Here is a 17,189-nt window from a genome sequence, read left to right on the forward strand (position 1 = left end):
TTATTACATTATTCTTTGCGATATTTAATTATCTTTAAATATTCATCAATCAGCTTCGGTTTTTAAACTATAAAATTATCGATAATTGAATTACATTTTATCAACAGTATGCGGAAACTTGCTGCTTTTTATTTAAATTTGTTTTTTTTAGAAACAAATGCACCATGACTGAAGCACAAACCAAAACCGAAATAACCTTCGAAGATTTTAAAGCCGAAGTACTCAATGACTACCGTATTGCTCGTGTGAGTCGTGAATGCAGTTTATTAGGACGGAAAGAAGTACTGACCGGAAAAGCCAAATTTGGTATTTTCGGCGACGGGAAAGAAGTACCGCAATTGGCGATGGCTAAAGCATTTCAGAATGGTGATTTCCGTTCGGGCTATTATCGCGATCAGACTTTTATGATGGCGATTGGACAATTAAACATTCAACAATTCTTTGCCGGTTTGTACGGTCACACCGATTTAGGGCACGACCCAATGAGTGCCGGACGTCAGATGGGCGGACACTTTGCTACGCATTCGTTAGACGAAAACGGCAATTGGAACAACCTAACCCAACAAAAAAACTCGAGTGCCGATATATCTCCTACCGCCGGTCAGATGCCGCGTTTGTTAGGTTTGGCACAAGCCTCTAAAATATACCGCAACGTTCGCGGGTTGGAAGATTTCACTAAATTCTCTAATCAAGGAAACGAAGTGGCTTGGGGAACCATTGGTAACGCCTCAACTTCTGAAGGTTTGTTTTTTGAAACCATCAACGCCGCCGGTGTATTACAAGTGCCGATGGTGATGAGTGTTTGGGACGATGAATATGGGATTTCCGTACATGCCCGTTACCAAACCACGAAAGAGAATATTTCTGAAATTTTAAAAGGATTCCAACGCGATGCCGACAACAATGGCTATGAAATCATGACTGTAAAAGGTTGGGATTATCCGGCATTGGTAGAAACCTACCAAAAAGCATCGGCTATTGCCCGTGAAGAACACGTTCCGGTTTTAATACACGTAAAAGAGCTAACGCAACCGCAAGGCCATTCAACTTCCGGTTCGCACGAAAGATATAAAAACGCCGATCGCTTGGCTTGGGAAGCCGAATTTGATTGTTTGGCCCAAATGAGAAACTGGTTGCTGGACAACAACTTGGCTACCACTGAGGAATTAGAAGCCATCGATAACGAAGCCAAAAAAGAAGTACTCGAAGGTAAAAAAGCCGCTTGGACTGCTTTTGTTTCACCTATCAAAGCAGAGCAAAACGAATTGGTTGCTTTGTTGAATGCTATTGCTGAAACCAGCGCCAACAAAGTATTCATTGAAAAATATGCTGCTGATTTGGCGGCCATTAAAGAACCTATTCGCAAAGACATCTTGACTACGGCACGCAAAGTATTGCGTATGATTGTTAAAGAAAGCGGACAGTCGCAATTGGCGACATGGATTACGAATTATACCCACAAAATCCAACCGAAATTCAGTTCGCACCTTTTCTCTCAATCTGATAAAACAGTATTAGGAGCTACTGCTGTGGCGCCAACCTATGATGAAGCAGCCGAGGAAGTCGATGCCCGATTGGTATTGCGCGATAACTTTGATGCCATCTTTAACAAATACCCGGAAAGCTTGATTTTTGGAGAAGACAGTGGTAACATAGGCGATGTAAATCAAGGTTTGGAAGGCATGCAGGAAAAATACGGCGAATTGCGTGTGGCTGATGCCGGCATCCGTGAAGCCACTATTTTAGGGCAAGGTATCGGAATGGCGATGCGCGGCTTGCGACCTATCGCTGAAATTCAATACTTAGATTATTTGTTGTACGCCATTCAAATCATGAGTGATGACTTGGCTACGCTACAATACAGAACCCACGGCCGTCAAAAAGCGCCGTTAATCATCAGAACACGTGGCCACCGCTTGGAAGGCGTTTGGCATTCGGGTTCGCCTATGGGAATGATTATCAATGCGATTCGCGGCATACACGTTTTAGTTCCTAGAAACATGACTAAAGCTGCCGGATTTTACAACACTTTACTCGAAACCGACGAACCGGCTTTGGTAGTAGAATGTTTGAACGGCTATCGTTTGAAAGAGAAAATGCCGACTAACTTGGGTGAATTCAAAACGCCGATTGGTGTGGTGGAAACGATTAAAGAAGGAAATGACATTACCATCGTTTCTTATGGTTCAACCTTGCGAATTGTAGAGCAAGCTTCGAAAGAATTATTAGAGATTGGCATTGATGTGGAAATCATTGACGCGCAATCATTATTACCGTTTGATGTCAACCACGATTGTGTGAAGAGTATCGCCAAGACCAATCGTTTGTTAGTTGTAGATGAAGATGTTCCCGGTGGTGCGAGCGCTTATTTATTACAACAAATTATCGATGAGCAAAACGGTTACCGATATTTAGACAGCCAACCGCAAACCTTAGCTTCTAAGGCGCACCGACCGGCTTATGGTACGGATGGCGATTATTTCTCCAAACCATCTGCAGAAGATATTTTTGAAAAAGTATATGCAATTATGAATGAAGCCAAACCGGAACAATATCCGAGTTTATATTAATATGAAAGGAACCGATTGGTTCCTTTTTTTATATCAAACTGTCACCATTGATGCTTCATCTATACTGGAGCTATATAGGAGACATAAGGGAGCTATAGTTTAGATATGTTGGATATGGAGTTATATATGCTTTTCTAAATTATTCCCCTTTCTTTTTCTCTTGATAGAAAAAGAAACAAAAAGATCAAGCCAGCATATTAAAATCTCAAAAACTACTTTGAAGCGACGTTCCGCGTCCCAAGCCGCTCACGCTTCGCGTTCGACTCATGCAACGCTGCCACTCTGCTTCTGCATTGTTTTATTACGATTTTTATATGTGGGCGGATTTAAACCCCTGTCTGAAGACATATTAAGCTAATTTATTTGAGAGAAAATTTGTATTTTTATCAAGCAACTTTAACTTCAAAATTATGGCAAAAGCTATTATTGATCCGAACTGCCTGATACAATTAGCCGCATTGGATGCAGAAATACGTGCCTTGAATGTGGAAAAGATTAGACTACTGTTTACTGCGCTTGAGATTAAGTTGACTGCTGTTGATTTTGAGCGGCTCATGGTGTGGGAACTTATACTTGTTACTGTGCCGGACAAGCAAATGGCGGTACAACTCAATAAGCTTGCCGCCTATATACCCAATCTTAAATTTGTTGTTGACGGAACACAAACTCTTTTTACGTTGATGCAGGGTAGCAAAGCGAAAAGGGTTTGGAAGGAGCGATAGTTTTTTATGTTAAGGGGGATTTATAGAAGTTTCCTTTCGCGTTTAAAAACCAGTCCAAAATAAAATACTAAACCTCTCATTACTTTTTTAATTGCTCCAAATAAGCCACCTTATCTTTCTCTGCTTGGAGCAGTCTTTCGTATAAGCGTTTATTTTCTTCGTAAGATTCTATTAATTTTTCTAAAGGGTTGAAAGCACAATTAAAATTAAAGGCAGAGGATGCATTATCAATATTGTAAGTGTTCCCAATTATGTTCAGTACAGCTTCCTCACTAAAATTCTTTATTCCTTCGACAGATACTCCCAATGCTTCAGCAATTTTCGTTAATACCTTCTCCTCTACTTCCTCACTGTTTTCAATAGTACTGACTGTTTGCTGGCTGACACCAATTGCGATAGCGAGTGCTTCCTGCTTCATGCCACGGAGTTCACGGATTTTACTGATTTTTCGGCCTAAGTGTGTTGGTTTTGCAGTTGTATTCATGGATTAAAGGCTTTTGAAAGGTTACTATCAAGATTAAAACAAAAATAGCAATTTTTAGCTAGTGTAAAGTAATATAATTTTTATAATAATTACTATTCAAATCGGAATTATTGTTATTCAAAAAATGGAATATATGCGATAGAAAAGTTGGATGTAATTTTTAAACAGGGGTCGTGTCCGAGTTTGTATTAACCTAAAGGAGCTGATTCGTTAATTGCTTTATGCCTTTGATTGAAAAACCCTTCGACAGGCTCAGGGTGACAAAGTATAATTGAATTGCTTTTAGTTTCAAAGAGCCATATTCTATCATACAGCAAAATCAATTTATGCCATAGTGATTATCCTGAGCCTATCGAAGTACCAACTTGAAGCCTAAAACATAAACTTCGCACTTCTTACTTCGTACCTCGTACTTTGTACTTTGTCCTTCCTAATTATTATCTTTACCAAAAATTAAAAACCATGCAACATATTATTGACCGCTTTATCAGCTATGTCACTATCGATACCGAATCCGACCCGAATTCAAGCACTACACCGAGTACCCAAAAACAATTCGATTTGGCCAATAAATTGGTAGAAGAATTGAAAGCCATCGGGATGAAAGAAGTCACCATTGACAAACACGCGTATGTGATGGCGACTTTGCCTTCTAACGTCAAAGAAAAAGTGCCGACCATAGGTTTTGTAGCGCATTTTGATACCACGCCTGATTTTACCGGTAAAGACGTAAAACCACAAGTGATTCACAATTACGATGGTGGTGATATCATTTTGAATAAGGAACAAAACATCATTTTATCGCCTAACTACTTCAAAGATTTATTGCAGTATAAAGGCCAAACCTTGATTACTACCAACGGATTGACTTTATTAGGAGCCGATGATAAAGCCGGAATTACCGAAATCATGACGGCTATGGAATACTTGATCCAACATCCTGAAATCCCTCACGGCAAAATCAGAGTTTGTTTTACACCCGATGAAGAAATTGGTCGCGGTGCCGATTTGTTTGATGTTAAAAAATTCGGAGCCGATTGGGCTTATACGATGGATGGCAGTCAGATAGGCGAATTAGAATACGAGAACTTCAACGCAGCCGGTGTCAAAGTTACTTTTAAAGGAAAATCGGTGCATCCGGGTTATGCTAAAGGAAAAATGATCAACTCGATGTTGTTGGCCAACGATTTCATCAACGAATTGCCGAAAGGTGAAACACCACAGGAAACCAAAGGCTATGAAGGCTTTTTCCACGTAACAGGATTAACCGGTAGTATCGAAGAAACCAAATTGGAATTGATTATCCGCGACCACGACATGAAGAAATTCATCAAGCGCAAGGAATTGGTACACAAAATCACCAAAAAATTCAATAAGGCTTATCAGAAACAATTTGGAGAAGACATCGTGATTTGCGAAATCAAAGACCAATACTACAACATGAAGGAGAAAGTAGAACCGGTAATGTTCATCGTAGATTTGGCCGAAAAAGCCATGAAATCTTTAGGCATTAAACCTTTGATTAAACCGATTCGCGGTGGTACCGACGGTTGTCGTTTGTCGTATATGGGCTTGCCTTGTCCTAATATTTTTGCCGGTGGTCACAACTTCCACGGCAAGTATGAATACGTTCCGGTAGAAAGCATGCAAAAAGCAGTAGAAGTGATTGTTAAGATTGCAGAATTGACGGCTACGACTGACTTTACCAAAAAGGGAAAGAAGGAGAAAAAGAGCAAGAAGAAATAAGTACGAGGTATGAAGTACAAAGTACAAAGTACGAAGTAAGAGGTATGAAGTGCGAAGTACGAAGTAAGAGGTATGAAGTGCGAAGTGCAAAGTGCAATATAAGATGAAAGAACCTAAAAACCCTTGGAGAAAGAACGAAATTTGGGACGAAGCCATAGAAAAACTTCGTGCTATAGTTTTGAAAACCGAATTGGTTGAAGCCCAAAAATGGGGAGGCGAAGTCTATACCTTAAACAATAAAAATGTGATAGGGATTGGCGGTTTCAAAAACTATTTTGCCTTGTGGTTTTTCAATGGTGTTTTTTTAAAGGATGAAGCCAAAGTATTGGTCAATGCTAATGAAGGCGTAACCAAATCCTTGCGGCAATGGCGGTTTTCGGATGTTGCCGAATTGGATGAAAAATTGATTCTAAGATACATCAATGAAGCCATAGCCAACGAAAAAGCCGGTTTATCCGTTAAGCCCGAAAAGAAAGAAGCCATGAAGTGCGATTTTTTTCAGGCAGCACTCGATAATAACAAAGTCTTAAAAACTGCTTTGGAACAACTAACGCCTTTCAAACAAAAAGAATATTGGGAATATATGGTCACGGCCAAACAAGAAAAAACTAAAGTTAGCCGCTTGGAAAAAATCACGCCGATGATTTTAGAAGGGAAAGGGTTTAATGATAAGTATAGGAAATAAGTTGAAAGTACGAAGTACGAAGTAAGAAGTACGAAGTGAAAATCCCAAATTCCATTAAGGCATTTGGGATTTTTATTTGAAGTTTTTCACGGCTTAGCGCTTCATCAGTTTAAACCATTTTTCTGCATGGTCAGCTTTTAGTCGGACAAAATAAAGGCCGGATTGTCCACTAATAGAGGAAGATACTTTATCTACATTGCTAAACTGTGCTTCTGAAATTAACTTTCCGGTGATGTCATACACTTCTACAATAACCAATTCCAATGAACTGTTTAGTGTTATGCTGAACTCATTCACAGTTGGATTCGGCACTATAGTCAGAGTATCAAAGCTAGTATCAGACCAATCTGTATTGTTTAAAGCGTTGAATTTTGACACTCCGCAACTTTCTGTAAAACGAACTACTGTACCGTCTATTCCGTTTAAAGCGTCCATTACCAAACCAAAATCGGTATAAGCTTGGGTAGGCGTTGACGGATAACCCATATTTTTGGCCAAATAGAATTGCTCGTTATTCCCTTTGAAGAAACCGGTAAAACCGTAATAAAAATTGAAATTACCACCATCATTATTCAGAAACAATCGCTTTAAATTGCCGGCTTCATCATAAACGGAAACAAAATAATCAAACTTGTTAATAGTCAAACTATAGCCGTTACCATTAGTACTATCGAATAAAGCCGTACAATAATCGCCGTCATTATTGTTATTGAAAATTTGTCCGACTACGTGAATTTCATTCCCGGCTTTTACCATATTGTATCCATAGCCATAATAGGTATGCCCCGAACCTCGAATCCATTGGCAAATCCCGTTGGTATTGACTTTGGCTACAAAATACGGTCCTTGTTGCGTTGACACCGTTGAGCCGTCGGTGTTTTCAAAAACGTGCGTAAAATTTAAAGTACCGAAATAATTATAGCCGGTGGAATTGGTACCGGTAATATAAATAGTCCCATCGCTTTCCACTATCATTTTATTGGCATAAGTCAAATCACTAGGAAAACCGTTAGCATCAATGGTTCGGCTTCTGAGCTTCCAGATAATTTCGCCATTGGGACTCATTTTTACCAATCCGATTTTGGAACCGTAGCTACCATCACCCATGATGGTTTCTGAAATGGTGTTGGTTCCGGCCTGGTAAACCGTGGCTTGCAAATCGAAATCCATCGTAAAATAGATATTGTTATTCGCGTCTATTCCTAAATTACTAAGTCCGATTTTATTAGCCGAATATAAATAAACCTTAGTATCCCAAATAAACGATCCGTTAGGGGCAATTTTTACAATTACGTTAGTTGCTCTTGGGGTAACTACTTGCTGGGCGATCTCCTGAGCTAAAGCGCCGTTAAAATAGGTTTGTATGGTGATAAAATTAGTATCCAAAGACGACAGTCCTATCAAATTATTTTGGTTGTCTACTGCCATTTTTACCAAGCCGATATAACTGTTTTGTAAATACCAAATCAATTCACCCATGCTATTTAATTTAATCAAATAAAATCCGGGTTGATTTAGCGTTGCCGATAAATCGGTACTTCTTCCGGTATTGTCGATAAATTTTCCGCTACCTTTTCCGGAGATATAAATATTACCATCCGCATCTACTGCGGTCGAGTAAACACCATTGTCATTATTATTTCCGAAAGCTGTATTGATGTTGTATACCGTCCATTTGATTACACCGTTGCGGTCATATTTTGAAAGATATCCGCCTTTTTTACCGGCTAAATTTAATGTTACACCATGATTAGAATCGAATATCTCATTGAAATAAGTTCCGCAAAGTAAAAAGCCATCGGCTGTAGGCGTCATTTGGGCAATATCGGGATTATAATTCCCCGGCCAATTGGGATCATTACTGTTGTTGGTTATCAAAAAGCAATCGGCGGCGGCGGTATCTGGTTCAAATATATTTGGTTTCGTAGCAATAACTGTATCGTGACAACCGTTATCCGACCATGCATGTAAGGTACTGGTAACAGCTCCCGGAGCGCTAAAACTTAATTGCGGATTGGGAGCATTAGAAGTCACCACTGAAGCGTTCGGTGTAAATTGCCAATCAAAGTTTTGAGCATCGGTTGTATTTTCGAAAAAATCGACCGTTTCATTGACTTCTGCGTTGATTAAACCTGCGTGAAAATCGGCTTTGGTTTCTTCTACCGTAATCAAAAAATTACCGGTAAAACGGCGACTGCAATTGGCTAAGTTGTGTTTAGCATCGATATAATAATTTCCGGTTACCTCAATTAATCCGGTTGTAAATGTTAAAAGACCACCGGTACTTGCACTACTCTGCCCAAAATTAGAGCTTGGTTGGCCTTCCATTCGCAACGTATAAATCACTTCCGGTTCTGAATCGGCTATCGAAATTTGAATGGCTTCTTGTTTACACAAAATTGCATCACTCAGTGTAACTGTTTTGTCTATTTGAGGAGGATTAACAATGTAAATTGTTTTGGTATCGGTTGATTGTTGACCAGCGCTGTTTTGTACCGTTAAATCAATCGTATAAGTGCCGACAGCCGGAAAATTATACGTAAATGAGTTGGTTCCGGTTTGTACCAAATTATTGTTGATGTACCAACTGTAACTATTGGCACTTCCCGTAACCGCACTTAACGGAATTCCTCCGGGATAGCATCCGCCATTAGCATTAATTCTAACATAAGGTTTAGTAGCGCCACCACTTCCGGCAGCTTTCAAGATAACGCCATTACTACCGTATGCGTAGAAATCGGTGGTGCCGTCTTGTTTCCAAAAATCTTTTATATCATAATTAAGAGAAGTGACTTGCCACTCGGCTGAAGTGTTTAAAAAAGAGCTTGTAGCATAAGAACTTCTGTAAATTCCGTGACTCGTTCCGATATAAAAATAACCGGAAATCAGTATAAATCCATTAGCATCAAGTGGACTGTAGAAATTTTGATTATAACGGGTAAAGAAGTTATTTACTGATGACAAATCGGTAAAGGAGAACGAGTTTCCGCCTACACCATACACATTAGAACTGTTACTGTTCCCAAATAACACATCGCGATTAATTGCTGAGTTGGTTGGTACTACATTTACAGTACCCAAAGCCCCTGCGCTGATAGAAGTTCGCATAATCTTTTGATCAGTGCCTAAGAGTATATAACTACCGGCTGACCCAACACTTAATAAATTATCGGTTAAACTGTTGGTAACAGGAAAAACCTGAGTGTTGTTAAATCGGAGTAATAAACCATCATCACCCACTGCAAAATAGGCGTTGTAACTCGAAGAAAAATCGATTTTATTCAATTTAGAATTGGTCGGTCCGACATATACTATTTCGTAGGTTAGAGACGGAATGGCTATCTTCATCAAAACCGCCTTCAGTGTTGTTGTATCCTGACCGCAAGCGAAGACAAATCCGGTATTAGACGAGTTGGAAGGATCAGAATAACAATGGGTAAAAGCCGTGTTCTCGTAAATAGTTGTATTAGCTGCATTATCGGTAATTTCAAATCTTGTCCAACTGCCCGAACCAACTCCGCCTGTAGTAGTATAATACAAGCCTGCGGCTCCACAAGCTAAACCGTTCTCATCTAAAAAAACAGCGCCGGTGAGATTATCGTTAATTCCGGTATCGAGGTTCACCCATTGGGCATTAGAGATTGTTGTTAAAAGAAAAAAGAAGAAAAAGTAATAGTTTTTCATGTACTGAATTTGTCCCTAAGTGGATTAAGAAAGCCAAAAGTAAACAATTTTATTTCAGCTCATTATGTTTAACAAAAAATCCCAAACACAATAGAGTATTTGGGACTTCACTTCGTACTTCGTACTTTTAATTTCGTACTTTGTCTTATGCTTTTTTGTTCAAGGCTTGTGTCAGTTCTAATGAAATAGCTGAACGCTCAATTTTTAGTTTGCCCGACATGGTTTCGATTACCACTGTAGTTTCGGCTAATTCCGAAATCTTACCGTGAAAACCACTTTTGGTGATGATTTTATCGCCTACTTTTAAGGCTGATTCAAATTCTTTTTCTTGTTTCAATTTCTTTTGTTGCGGGCGAATCATAAAAAAATAGATCACCACAAACATTAATAAAAAAGGTAAAAAACTAGTCAATTGTTCCATAATAATTGTTGGGTTTTAGTTCTTGTTAGGAACTTCGATGTTAGCATGAATATTTAAAATTTTGTTTCCTTCTTTGGTGTTACACAAGATCGTTACGGTTTTGTTCGTTTTACCTTGTTTCCCTTTAGAATCGAAAGACACTTTGATGGTTCCGGTTTCACCCGGTTTGATGGCTGTTTTGGGATACTCGGGTACAGTACATCCGCAAGAACCACGAGCTGAAGTGATGATTAAATCAGCTTCACCGGTATTTTTGAATTGGAAGTCGGTACTGACTTTATCCCCTTGTTTGATGGTTCCGAAATCGTGCTCTTCTTTTTGAAAAGTCATGGTTGAATACTTACCGTCAGCCGGTACTTGAGCCGTTGGTGTAGTCGTTTCTACAGCTTCCGGTCTTTGGGCTGAAATAGTGTCCAACAACACTTCTTTATCGTTTACATTTTCTTTTTTGCAAGCGGTGGTTAGCACAAGAAGTGCTGCTAAAACCACTAGATTAAATTTCATTTTCATACTATTATGACAGTTTACATTAAACCTCTACCGGTTTTTTTAATTTTATTTTCGGCTTGGAATTCTTTGACCAAGTTATCTAAAATTCCGTTGATAAAAATACTGCTTTTCGGGGTAGAATATTCTTTGGCAATTTCCAAGTATTCATTAATGGTGACTTTGATTGGAATAGACGGAAATTTCAAAAACTCGCAGATGGCCATTTTTAAAATGATGGTATCAATTTCGGCGATACGATCGGCATCCCAATTAGGCGTTTTATCGATGTATTCTTTGGCCAATGCTACTTCGTTCAAGACTGTTTTTCGGAACAAATTCCCCACAAACTCACGGTCCTCTTCGTCTTTGTACAATTTGACTACTTTGAAATCGTCTTTGTCTGAAAATTGCTTGAGTTGCTTTTGGATTTGAGTATTCACCAACGGAATATCGTCTATCCAAGTCAGTTTATGGTCTTCGAGATAGTCGTACAACTTTTCGTTGGGCGCAATCAACTCGGTAAACATGTCCACTACAAATTGTTTGTCTTCTTCAAACGTATTGGTGCGATTGCCCATGTATTTATCATACAATTCACTCTGTTTGATTTCGTTTAAAAGCAACAAGATGTAATCGTCGTTAAGCGACCAGTTATTGATTTTTCGGCTTTCAAGCGCAATACTCAACGAATTGTTTTCTTCCAAATGAAGTAAAACGGCATTGTTGACAAACTTAAGATTGGGGTTTTTCTCTTCCGGTGTAGCCAAGTGTTTGTTTTTGGAAGCTTCTAAGAAAATAATTTCTTTTTTGCGAATTTCCGTTAGAGAAGACAACATGATTAAATACAAATCCTGTATATTATCAATACTTTGGATTAGGAATTTCTCCTCTTTTTCTAACTCTTCAGCATTTTTTTGATGCATCGCGTAGATGGATTGCATCACTTTTACTCGAATATGTCTTCTGTTTAACACGGATAAGAACTTTTAAAAATTAACAAAGCGAAAGGAGTTCTTTCGCTTTGCAAAAATAGGAATATTTTAAAAATCTACTAGTTATTTAGCAGCGTTTTCTTTTTTTCTTTGGTCGATTCTGTTTTGCGCAATTTGCATGGCTGCTTGTTGGGTAGTCATGTTATTCACCTCCGCAAAATTGAAAATCTCTAAAGTGGTATTGTAGATGTTCTCCGTCATTTTCATGGCTTGGTCTTTACCATATTTTACGATTTCGCCGTAAACATTAATAATACCACCGGCATTGATTAAGAAATCAGGCGCATACGCTATACCTCTTTCTCTTAAAATCTGACCGTGAACCGCTTCTACCGCCAACTGATTGTTAGCCGCACCCGCAATTACTTTAGCTTTGATTTTGTTAACCGTTTCATCGTTAATAGTAGCACCTAAAGCACAAGGCGAATAAATATCTACATCGGCAGCGTATAAATCGGCTCCGGTGAAAATTTTCGCACCGTATTTGGCCACCATATTTTCCATTTTATCTTGGTGGATATCGGATACAAATACCTCCGCACCTTCAGTTCTCAAATAGCTGATTAAGGTTTCACCCACGTGACCGGTACCTTGCACCAATACTTTTTTACCTTCTAAATTATCGGAACCGAATTGGTATTTAGCAGCAGCTTTCATTCCCATGTAAACGCCGTATGCCGTTACCGGAGAAGGATTTCCTGAACCACCAATAGACTCTGAAATTCCGGTAACATGATTGGTTACTTTGTGAATTCTGTCCATATCTTCGGTAGTTGTACCTACATCTTCTGCAGTAATATATTTTCCGCTTAATGAGTTTACAAACTCTCCGAAACGTGTAATCATTTCCGGTGTTTTATCTGCTTTAGAATCACCAATGATAACCGCTTTTCCGCCACCTAAATTCAAACCGGTAATGGCTGATTTAAAGGTCATTCCGCGAGAAAGTCTCAAAACGTCGTTTAAAGCTTCCCATTCGTTAGCGTAATTCCACATTCTTGTTCCTCCAAGCGCCGGTCCCATAACTGTATTATGAATACCAATAATTGCTTTTAAACCTGTATCTTTGTCGTGACAAAAAACAATTTGTTCATGATTGTCAAAAGAAAGTTGACCGAAAACTGGGTCCATTTTTTTGAGCTCAACCGGTGTGGTGATTTCTGATGTCATATTGCAGTAGTATTAATTTAAGACTTTTTTAAAAAGTCGGTACAAAAATAAAATATTATTCAACAAATAGCCTCAATATGAGCAATAATTAGTAATTTGTTAATAAATTCAATTTTAAACAAGAATACAATAATTTATTTATTCGCAAAAAAATTAACAAAATAAACCCCAAAAAGTCCATTTCTTTAATTTCAAGATGAAAGAACTTCAATATTTAAACAAATATTTTATTAAATATAAATTCCATTTTTTATTAGGAATTTTTATCACTATTGTCGCGCAAATTTTTTCTTTATTCACGCCAAAGTTGGTTAGCCAATCTTTTGAAGCGATTCAAAGTTTTCATTCGAATAACATCAGCAGTGACGTCATTAAAGCCAAACTGATTGAAAACATTCTTTGGATCATTGGCACTACTCTGATTGCCGGCGTTTTGACTTTTTTGATGCGGCAAACACTCATAGTCATGTCGCGTCACGTTGAATTTGATTTGAAAAACGAAGTATTCCAACACTACGAAGTTTTGGATCAAAATTTCTACAAACAAAATCGCACCGGCGACTTAATGAACCGTATCAGTGAAGATGTGGCTAAAGTTCGCATGTATGTCGGACCTGCCGTAATGTATACTATCAATACGTTTATTCGTTTTACAGTAGTGATCATTTACATGTACAATGTATCGCCATTGCTGACCTTATACACTATTTTACCGTTGCCGATTTTGTCGTTTATCATTTTCCGATTAAGTTCGGAAATCAACAAACGCAGTACCACTTTCCAACAATATTTATCTAAGATTTCTAGTTTTTCCCAAGAAATTTTCTCGGGAATTCGCGTAGTAAAAGCCTATGCTTTAGAAAAACAATACCAAGAAGAGATTGTTGATTTGGCCAAAGAAAGCAAAACCAAAAGCATGAGTTTGGCACGCGTTCAGTCGCTATTCGGTCCGCTCATGATTGCTTTGATAGGCGTGAGTAATTTAGTAGTTATCTATTTTGGCGGTTTGATGTACATCCAAGGCGATATCAAGAGTATCGGTACCATAGCCGAGTTTATATTATATGTAAACATGTTGACTTGGCCTGTAGCTTCTATCGGTTGGGTTTCGTCTCTGGTGCAAGAAGCTGAAGCGTCGCAAAAACGCATCAACGAATTTTTAAATGTTAGTCCACAGATTAAAAATAAAGCCAAAGAAAACACCATCATTCAAGGAGAAATCGAGTTCCGAAACGTAAGCTACACTTATGAAGACACCGAAATTACCGCATTGAAAAACATTTCTTTCAAAGTTAAAAAAGGAGAAACGCTGGCTATCCTTGGTCAAACCGGCTCCGGGAAATCGAGTATCCTTTCTTTGATTACCCGTATGTACGATATCCAAGAAGGTCAAATTACGATAGACGGCAAAGCCATTGACCAAGTGAACTTATTCGACTTAAGAAACAGCATCGGTATAGTCCCGCAAGATGCCTTTTTGTTTTCGGACACCATCAAAAACAACATCAAATTCGGCAAAGAAGACGCCACAGACGAGGAAGTAATCGAAGCGGCTAAAAAAGCAGTAGTCCACAATAACATCATGAACTTTAATCTGCAATACGAAACCATGTTGGGCGAACGCGGTATTACCCTTTCGGGCGGCCAAAAACAAAGAGTCTCCATTGCCCGAGCGATTATCAAAAACCCGGAAATCTTGTTGTTTGACGACTGTTTATCGGCTGTAGACACGGAGACCGAAGAGCAAATTTTGAACAATTTGCTTCAAATCTCCAAAGACAAAACCACCATTATTGTGAGTCATCGTGTTTCCTCGGCCAAAAACGCCGATAAGATCATCATACTCGACGACGGACAAATTATACAAGAAGGTTCTCATAATCAATTGGTAAACCAACCAGGCTATTATGCAGAGCTGTATCAGAAACAACTTTCGGAAAAAGAATTAAATTAAATTGTTGTTTGGTAACAAAAATTTTACCATTTTTGAACTATAGAGAAACCTTTTTAATTGACCGAAAGAATATGAGAGAAAATGATATGTTAGAAAAAGATGAGATTTTTTCTAAAGTTTTAAGAGCCGGAAGAAGAACGTATTTCTTCGATGTGAGAGCGACCAAAGCGGATGATTACTACATTACCATTACAGAAAGTAAAAAGTTTACTGAAGAAGACGGTTCTTTTCACTTCAAAAAACATAAAATTTATTTGTACAAAGAAGATTTTGCTGCTTTTACAGACATCTTAGAAGAAATGACTGCTTATGTATTGAATCACAAAGGCGAAGAAGTAATTTCGGAAAGACACCAAAAAGATTTCAAAAAAGAATACCATCACGACACTGCCGATTCGGGAAAAGCAGCTTCAGAGAAAAGCTTCACCGATATTGATTTTGACGATATTTAAAAAGTAATTAGTGACTAATAATAGTCAAAAGTTTAAAAAAGTCCTGAGCTGAAAAGTTCCGGACTTTTTTTTATCCAATGCGCAATCCGTTATCCACTTTCACATCGGAAGTGAGCAATACTATATCATTATCCTTTCCTACCGAACCCAAGACCAAACATTCGCTCATAAAATTGCCGATTTGTTTTTTGGGAAAATTCACTACAGCTATAATTTGTTTGCCAACCAAGGATTCTTTGGTGTATCTTTTGGTAATTTGGGCCGATGATTTTCTCAATCCTATTTCAGAACCAAAATCAATAAGCAATTGATAAGCCGGTTTTCGCGCCTCGGGAAAATCATTAACTTCCACTATGGTTCCGATACGCATTTCTACTTTTTCAAAATCTGTCCAATTTAATGGGTTTTCCATATTTTTTTAAGCTAAAAAAGCACTCTGTTGAGTGCTTTCGGTTTAGTTCATCGTGAGGTAATTGTAAATTTTTAATCCTTGGGCGTCATTTAAACGCGCTTTCTCTTGCATTCGTTGCACTATAGGCTTCCATTGTTCAGCCGAATAATCTTTGGCATTGTATAATTGGTGGCAACGAGCACAACTGTTTTCGTAAAGCGATTTTCCCTCTGCCAATTCCGGCGATAATACCTTTTCTTTAGGAACTTCTACAGTAGGAATACTGGATTTTGAAGCGCAAGAATATAACACAAGGGCTAAAACCGGTAAGGCAAGTAATTTGTATCTCATATTTATATTTATTGGTTGAAGTAAATGTAACAAAAAATCCCAACCGTAAAAGATTGGGATTTTCATTTAATCAAAACTTAAGTTTTAATTTATCCTTTAACGTCCATTAATTCTACGTCGAAAATTAAGGTAGCATCCGGCGGAATAACACCTCCGGCGCCGCGTGAACCGTATCCTAAATAAGACGGAATAACGAAACGTGCTTTATCGCCTACTTGCAACAAAGCAATCCCTTCGTCCCAGCCTTCAATCACATGGCCTTTACCTAATGGAAATTCGATAGGTTTTTTACGCGGGTAAGACGAATCAAATGTTTTACCGTTTTCTAACTGACCGGTGTAGTGAACAGAAACCGTCTTTCCGGCTTCCGCTTTTTTACCATTGCCTTTTTGAATGATTTTATAACGCAAACCGCTTTCCGTTTTATCAAATCCGGCCGCTAATTTTTCCATAGCCGCCTCAGCCGCTTTCTTGGCTTCCTCAATTCTTTGTTGACGAGAACCTTCAAAAGTACGGAACGCTTCAATAGCATTCCATTTTTGGGCTTCGTCTCCTACTCTAACGATTTCCAAACTCTCGATGATGTCGCCTTGTGCTATATCGTTTACTATATCTTGTCCTTCTACTACATGACCGAAAACCGTGTGTTTGTCATCCAACCAAGTCGTTGGCACATGCGTGATGAAAAACTGAGAACCATTGGTTCCCGGACCGGCATTAGCCATAGACAAAACGCCCGGTTTATCGTGACGCAAATCTAGGTGAAACTCATCGTCGAAGTTGTACCCCGGACCACCGGTTCCGATGCCTTGCGGGCAACCGCCTTGGATCATAAAATCGGGGATTACGCGGTGGAATTTCAATCCGTCGTAATACGGTTTTCCCATTGGTTTAGCTGAGTTTTCCAATTGTCCTTCGGCTAAGCCAACAAAATTGCCGACAGTTCCCGGTGTTAAATCGTGTGTTAGTTTTACTAAAATCGTCCCTTTAGTGGTGTTGAATTTAGCGTATATTCCGTTTTCCATGACTGTATTTATTAAAAATGAAGTGCAAAGTTACTACAATATCTTGTAAATTT

Annotated in this window: 15 protein-coding genes; 6 read left to right on the top strand and 9 right to left on the bottom strand. The window is 38.6% G+C overall.

Annotated features, from left to right (window positions below; genetic code table 11):
* Window positions 1-164: 164 nt before the first annotated feature.
* Together SK086_RS13195 and SK086_RS13200 are read left to right on the top strand one after the other, a co-directional pair.
* Window positions 165-2,570, top strand: a complete 2,406-nt coding sequence (locus SK086_RS13195; RefSeq protein WP_324692251.1) for an alpha-ketoacid dehydrogenase subunit alpha/beta — start codon at window positions 165-167, stop codon at window positions 2,568-2,570.
* A 410-nt stretch (window positions 2,571-2,980) separates the two neighbouring features.
* Window positions 2,981-3,292, top strand: a complete 312-nt coding sequence (locus SK086_RS13200; protein WP_324692252.1) for a hypothetical protein — start codon at window positions 2,981-2,983, stop codon at window positions 3,290-3,292.
* A 79-nt stretch (window positions 3,293-3,371) separates the two neighbouring features.
* Here SK086_RS13200 and SK086_RS13205 read toward each other — a convergent pair whose 3' ends face one another.
* Window positions 3,372-3,776 carry a helix-turn-helix domain-containing protein gene (locus SK086_RS13205; RefSeq protein WP_324692253.1) on the bottom strand — a complete coding sequence of 135 codons (405 nt, stop codon included), beginning with the start codon at window positions 3,774-3,776 and terminating at the stop codon, window positions 3,372-3,374.
* Window positions 3,777-4,238: 462 nt separating this feature from the next.
* Here SK086_RS13205 and pepT point away from each other — a divergent pair, with 462 nt between their 5' ends.
* Both pepT and SK086_RS13215 read left to right on the top strand, forming a co-directional pair.
* Window positions 4,239-5,522 carry a peptidase T gene (pepT, locus tag SK086_RS13210; RefSeq protein WP_324692255.1) on the top strand — a complete coding sequence of 428 codons (1,284 nt, stop codon included), beginning with the start codon at window positions 4,239-4,241 and terminating at the stop codon, window positions 5,520-5,522.
* 103 nt (window positions 5,523-5,625) lie between these two features.
* Window positions 5,626-6,207, top strand: coding sequence for a YdeI/OmpD-associated family protein (locus tag SK086_RS13215; RefSeq protein ID WP_324692256.1), 582 nt, complete (start codon window positions 5,626-5,628; stop codon window positions 6,205-6,207).
* A 93-nt stretch (window positions 6,208-6,300) separates the two neighbouring features.
* On the opposite strand, the gene SK086_RS13220 is transcribed toward SK086_RS13215, so the two are convergent.
* The 5 genes from SK086_RS13220 to SK086_RS13240 form a co-directional block, all read right to left on the bottom strand.
* The gene (locus SK086_RS13220; protein ID WP_324692258.1) at window positions 6,301-9,891 is read right to left on the bottom strand and encodes a T9SS type A sorting domain-containing protein; all 3,591 of its coding nucleotides are present in this window, start codon (window positions 9,889-9,891) and stop codon (window positions 6,301-6,303) included.
* A 145-nt stretch (window positions 9,892-10,036) separates the two neighbouring features.
* A complete protein-coding gene (gene yajC / locus SK086_RS13225) occupies window positions 10,037-10,312 on the bottom strand; it encodes a preprotein translocase subunit YajC (RefSeq protein WP_324692260.1) in 276 nt (91 codons plus the stop codon).
* A 15-nt stretch (window positions 10,313-10,327) separates the two neighbouring features.
* Entirely contained in the window at window positions 10,328-10,816 is a 489-nt protein-coding gene (locus SK086_RS13230) for a DUF1573 domain-containing protein (RefSeq protein ID WP_324692262.1), read from the bottom strand.
* A gap of 20 nt (window positions 10,817-10,836) precedes the next feature.
* Window positions 10,837-11,742 carry a transcription antitermination factor NusB gene (gene nusB, locus SK086_RS13235; protein WP_324692301.1) on the bottom strand — a complete coding sequence of 302 codons (906 nt, stop codon included), beginning with the start codon at window positions 11,740-11,742 and terminating at the stop codon, window positions 10,837-10,839.
* A gap of 114 nt (window positions 11,743-11,856) precedes the next feature.
* The gene (locus SK086_RS13240) at window positions 11,857-12,963 is read right to left on the bottom strand and encodes a Glu/Leu/Phe/Val dehydrogenase dimerization domain-containing protein (protein WP_324692264.1); all 1,107 of its coding nucleotides are present in this window, start codon (window positions 12,961-12,963) and stop codon (window positions 11,857-11,859) included.
* A 196-nt stretch (window positions 12,964-13,159) separates the two neighbouring features.
* Here SK086_RS13240 and SK086_RS13245 point away from each other — a divergent pair, with 196 nt between their 5' ends.
* Window positions 13,160-14,917, top strand: coding sequence for an ABC transporter ATP-binding protein (locus SK086_RS13245; RefSeq protein ID WP_324692266.1), 1,758 nt, complete (start codon window positions 13,160-13,162; stop codon window positions 14,915-14,917).
* A gap of 71 nt (window positions 14,918-14,988) precedes the next feature.
* Entirely contained in the window at window positions 14,989-15,369 is a 381-nt protein-coding gene (locus SK086_RS13250) for a PUR family DNA/RNA-binding protein (RefSeq protein ID WP_324692302.1), read from the top strand.
* Window positions 15,370-15,439: 70 nt separating this feature from the next.
* Here the strand turns inward: SK086_RS13250 and SK086_RS13255 are convergent, their stop codons facing one another.
* The 3 genes from SK086_RS13255 to SK086_RS13265 all read right to left on the bottom strand — a co-directional run bounded on the left by SK086_RS13255 (window position 15,440) and on the right by SK086_RS13265 (window position 17,136).
* The gene (locus SK086_RS13255) at window positions 15,440-15,781 is read right to left on the bottom strand and encodes a tRNA-binding protein (protein WP_324692268.1); all 342 of its coding nucleotides are present in this window, start codon (window positions 15,779-15,781) and stop codon (window positions 15,440-15,442) included.
* Window positions 15,782-15,823: 42 nt separating this feature from the next.
* Entirely contained in the window at window positions 15,824-16,111 is a 288-nt protein-coding gene (locus SK086_RS13260; protein WP_324692270.1) for a c-type cytochrome, read from the bottom strand.
* An 89-nt stretch (window positions 16,112-16,200) separates the two neighbouring features.
* Entirely contained in the window at window positions 16,201-17,136 is a 936-nt protein-coding gene (locus SK086_RS13265; RefSeq protein ID WP_290873624.1) for a peptidylprolyl isomerase, read from the bottom strand.
* Window positions 17,137-17,189: the final 53 nt, after the last annotated feature.

This window comes from Flavobacterium cheonhonense (genome assembly GCF_035671315.1).
Taxonomy (GTDB): Bacteria; Bacteroidota; Bacteroidia; order Flavobacteriales; family Flavobacteriaceae; genus Flavobacterium; species Flavobacterium cheonhonense.

Excerpts from the sequence above, each read along its gene's own strand:
- SK086_RS13260 (WP_324692270.1), bottom strand. The coding sequence starts at position 16,111 with ATGAGATACAAATTACTTGCCTTACCGGTTTTAGCCCTTGTGTTATAT.
- SK086_RS13195 (WP_324692251.1), top strand. The coding sequence starts at position 165 with ATGACTGAAGCACAAACCAAAACCGAAATAACCTTCGAAGATTTTAAA.
- SK086_RS13255 (WP_324692268.1), bottom strand. The coding sequence starts at position 15,781 with ATGGAAAACCCATTAAATTGGACAGATTTTGAAAAAGTAGAAATGCGT.
- SK086_RS13240 (WP_324692264.1), bottom strand. The coding sequence starts at position 12,963 with ATGACATCAGAAATCACCACACCGGTTGAGCTCAAAAAAATGGACCCA.
- SK086_RS13205 (WP_324692253.1), bottom strand. The coding sequence starts at position 3,776 with ATGAATACAACTGCAAAACCAACACACTTAGGCCGAAAAATCAGTAAA.
- SK086_RS13245 (WP_324692266.1), top strand. The coding sequence starts at position 13,160 with ATGAAAGAACTTCAATATTTAAACAAATATTTTATTAAATATAAATTC.
- SK086_RS13250 (WP_324692302.1), top strand. The coding sequence starts at position 14,989 with ATGAGAGAAAATGATATGTTAGAAAAAGATGAGATTTTTTCTAAAGTT.
- nusB (WP_324692301.1), bottom strand. The coding sequence starts at position 11,742 with ATGCAATCCATCTACGCGATGCATCAAAAAAATGCTGAAGAGTTAGAA.
- SK086_RS13215 (WP_324692256.1), top strand. The coding sequence starts at position 5,626 with ATGAAAGAACCTAAAAACCCTTGGAGAAAGAACGAAATTTGGGACGAA.
- SK086_RS13265 (WP_290873624.1), bottom strand. The coding sequence starts at position 17,136 with ATGGAAAACGGAATATACGCTAAATTCAACACCACTAAAGGGACGATT.
- pepT (WP_324692255.1), top strand. The coding sequence starts at position 4,239 with ATGCAACATATTATTGACCGCTTTATCAGCTATGTCACTATCGATACC.
- SK086_RS13220 (WP_324692258.1), bottom strand. The coding sequence starts at position 9,891 with ATGAAAAACTATTACTTTTTCTTCTTTTTTCTTTTAACAACAATCTCT.
- SK086_RS13200 (WP_324692252.1), top strand. The coding sequence starts at position 2,981 with ATGGCAAAAGCTATTATTGATCCGAACTGCCTGATACAATTAGCCGCA.
- SK086_RS13230 (WP_324692262.1), bottom strand. The coding sequence starts at position 10,816 with ATGAAATTTAATCTAGTGGTTTTAGCAGCACTTCTTGTGCTAACCACC.
- yajC (WP_324692260.1), bottom strand. The coding sequence starts at position 10,312 with ATGGAACAATTGACTAGTTTTTTACCTTTTTTATTAATGTTTGTGGTG.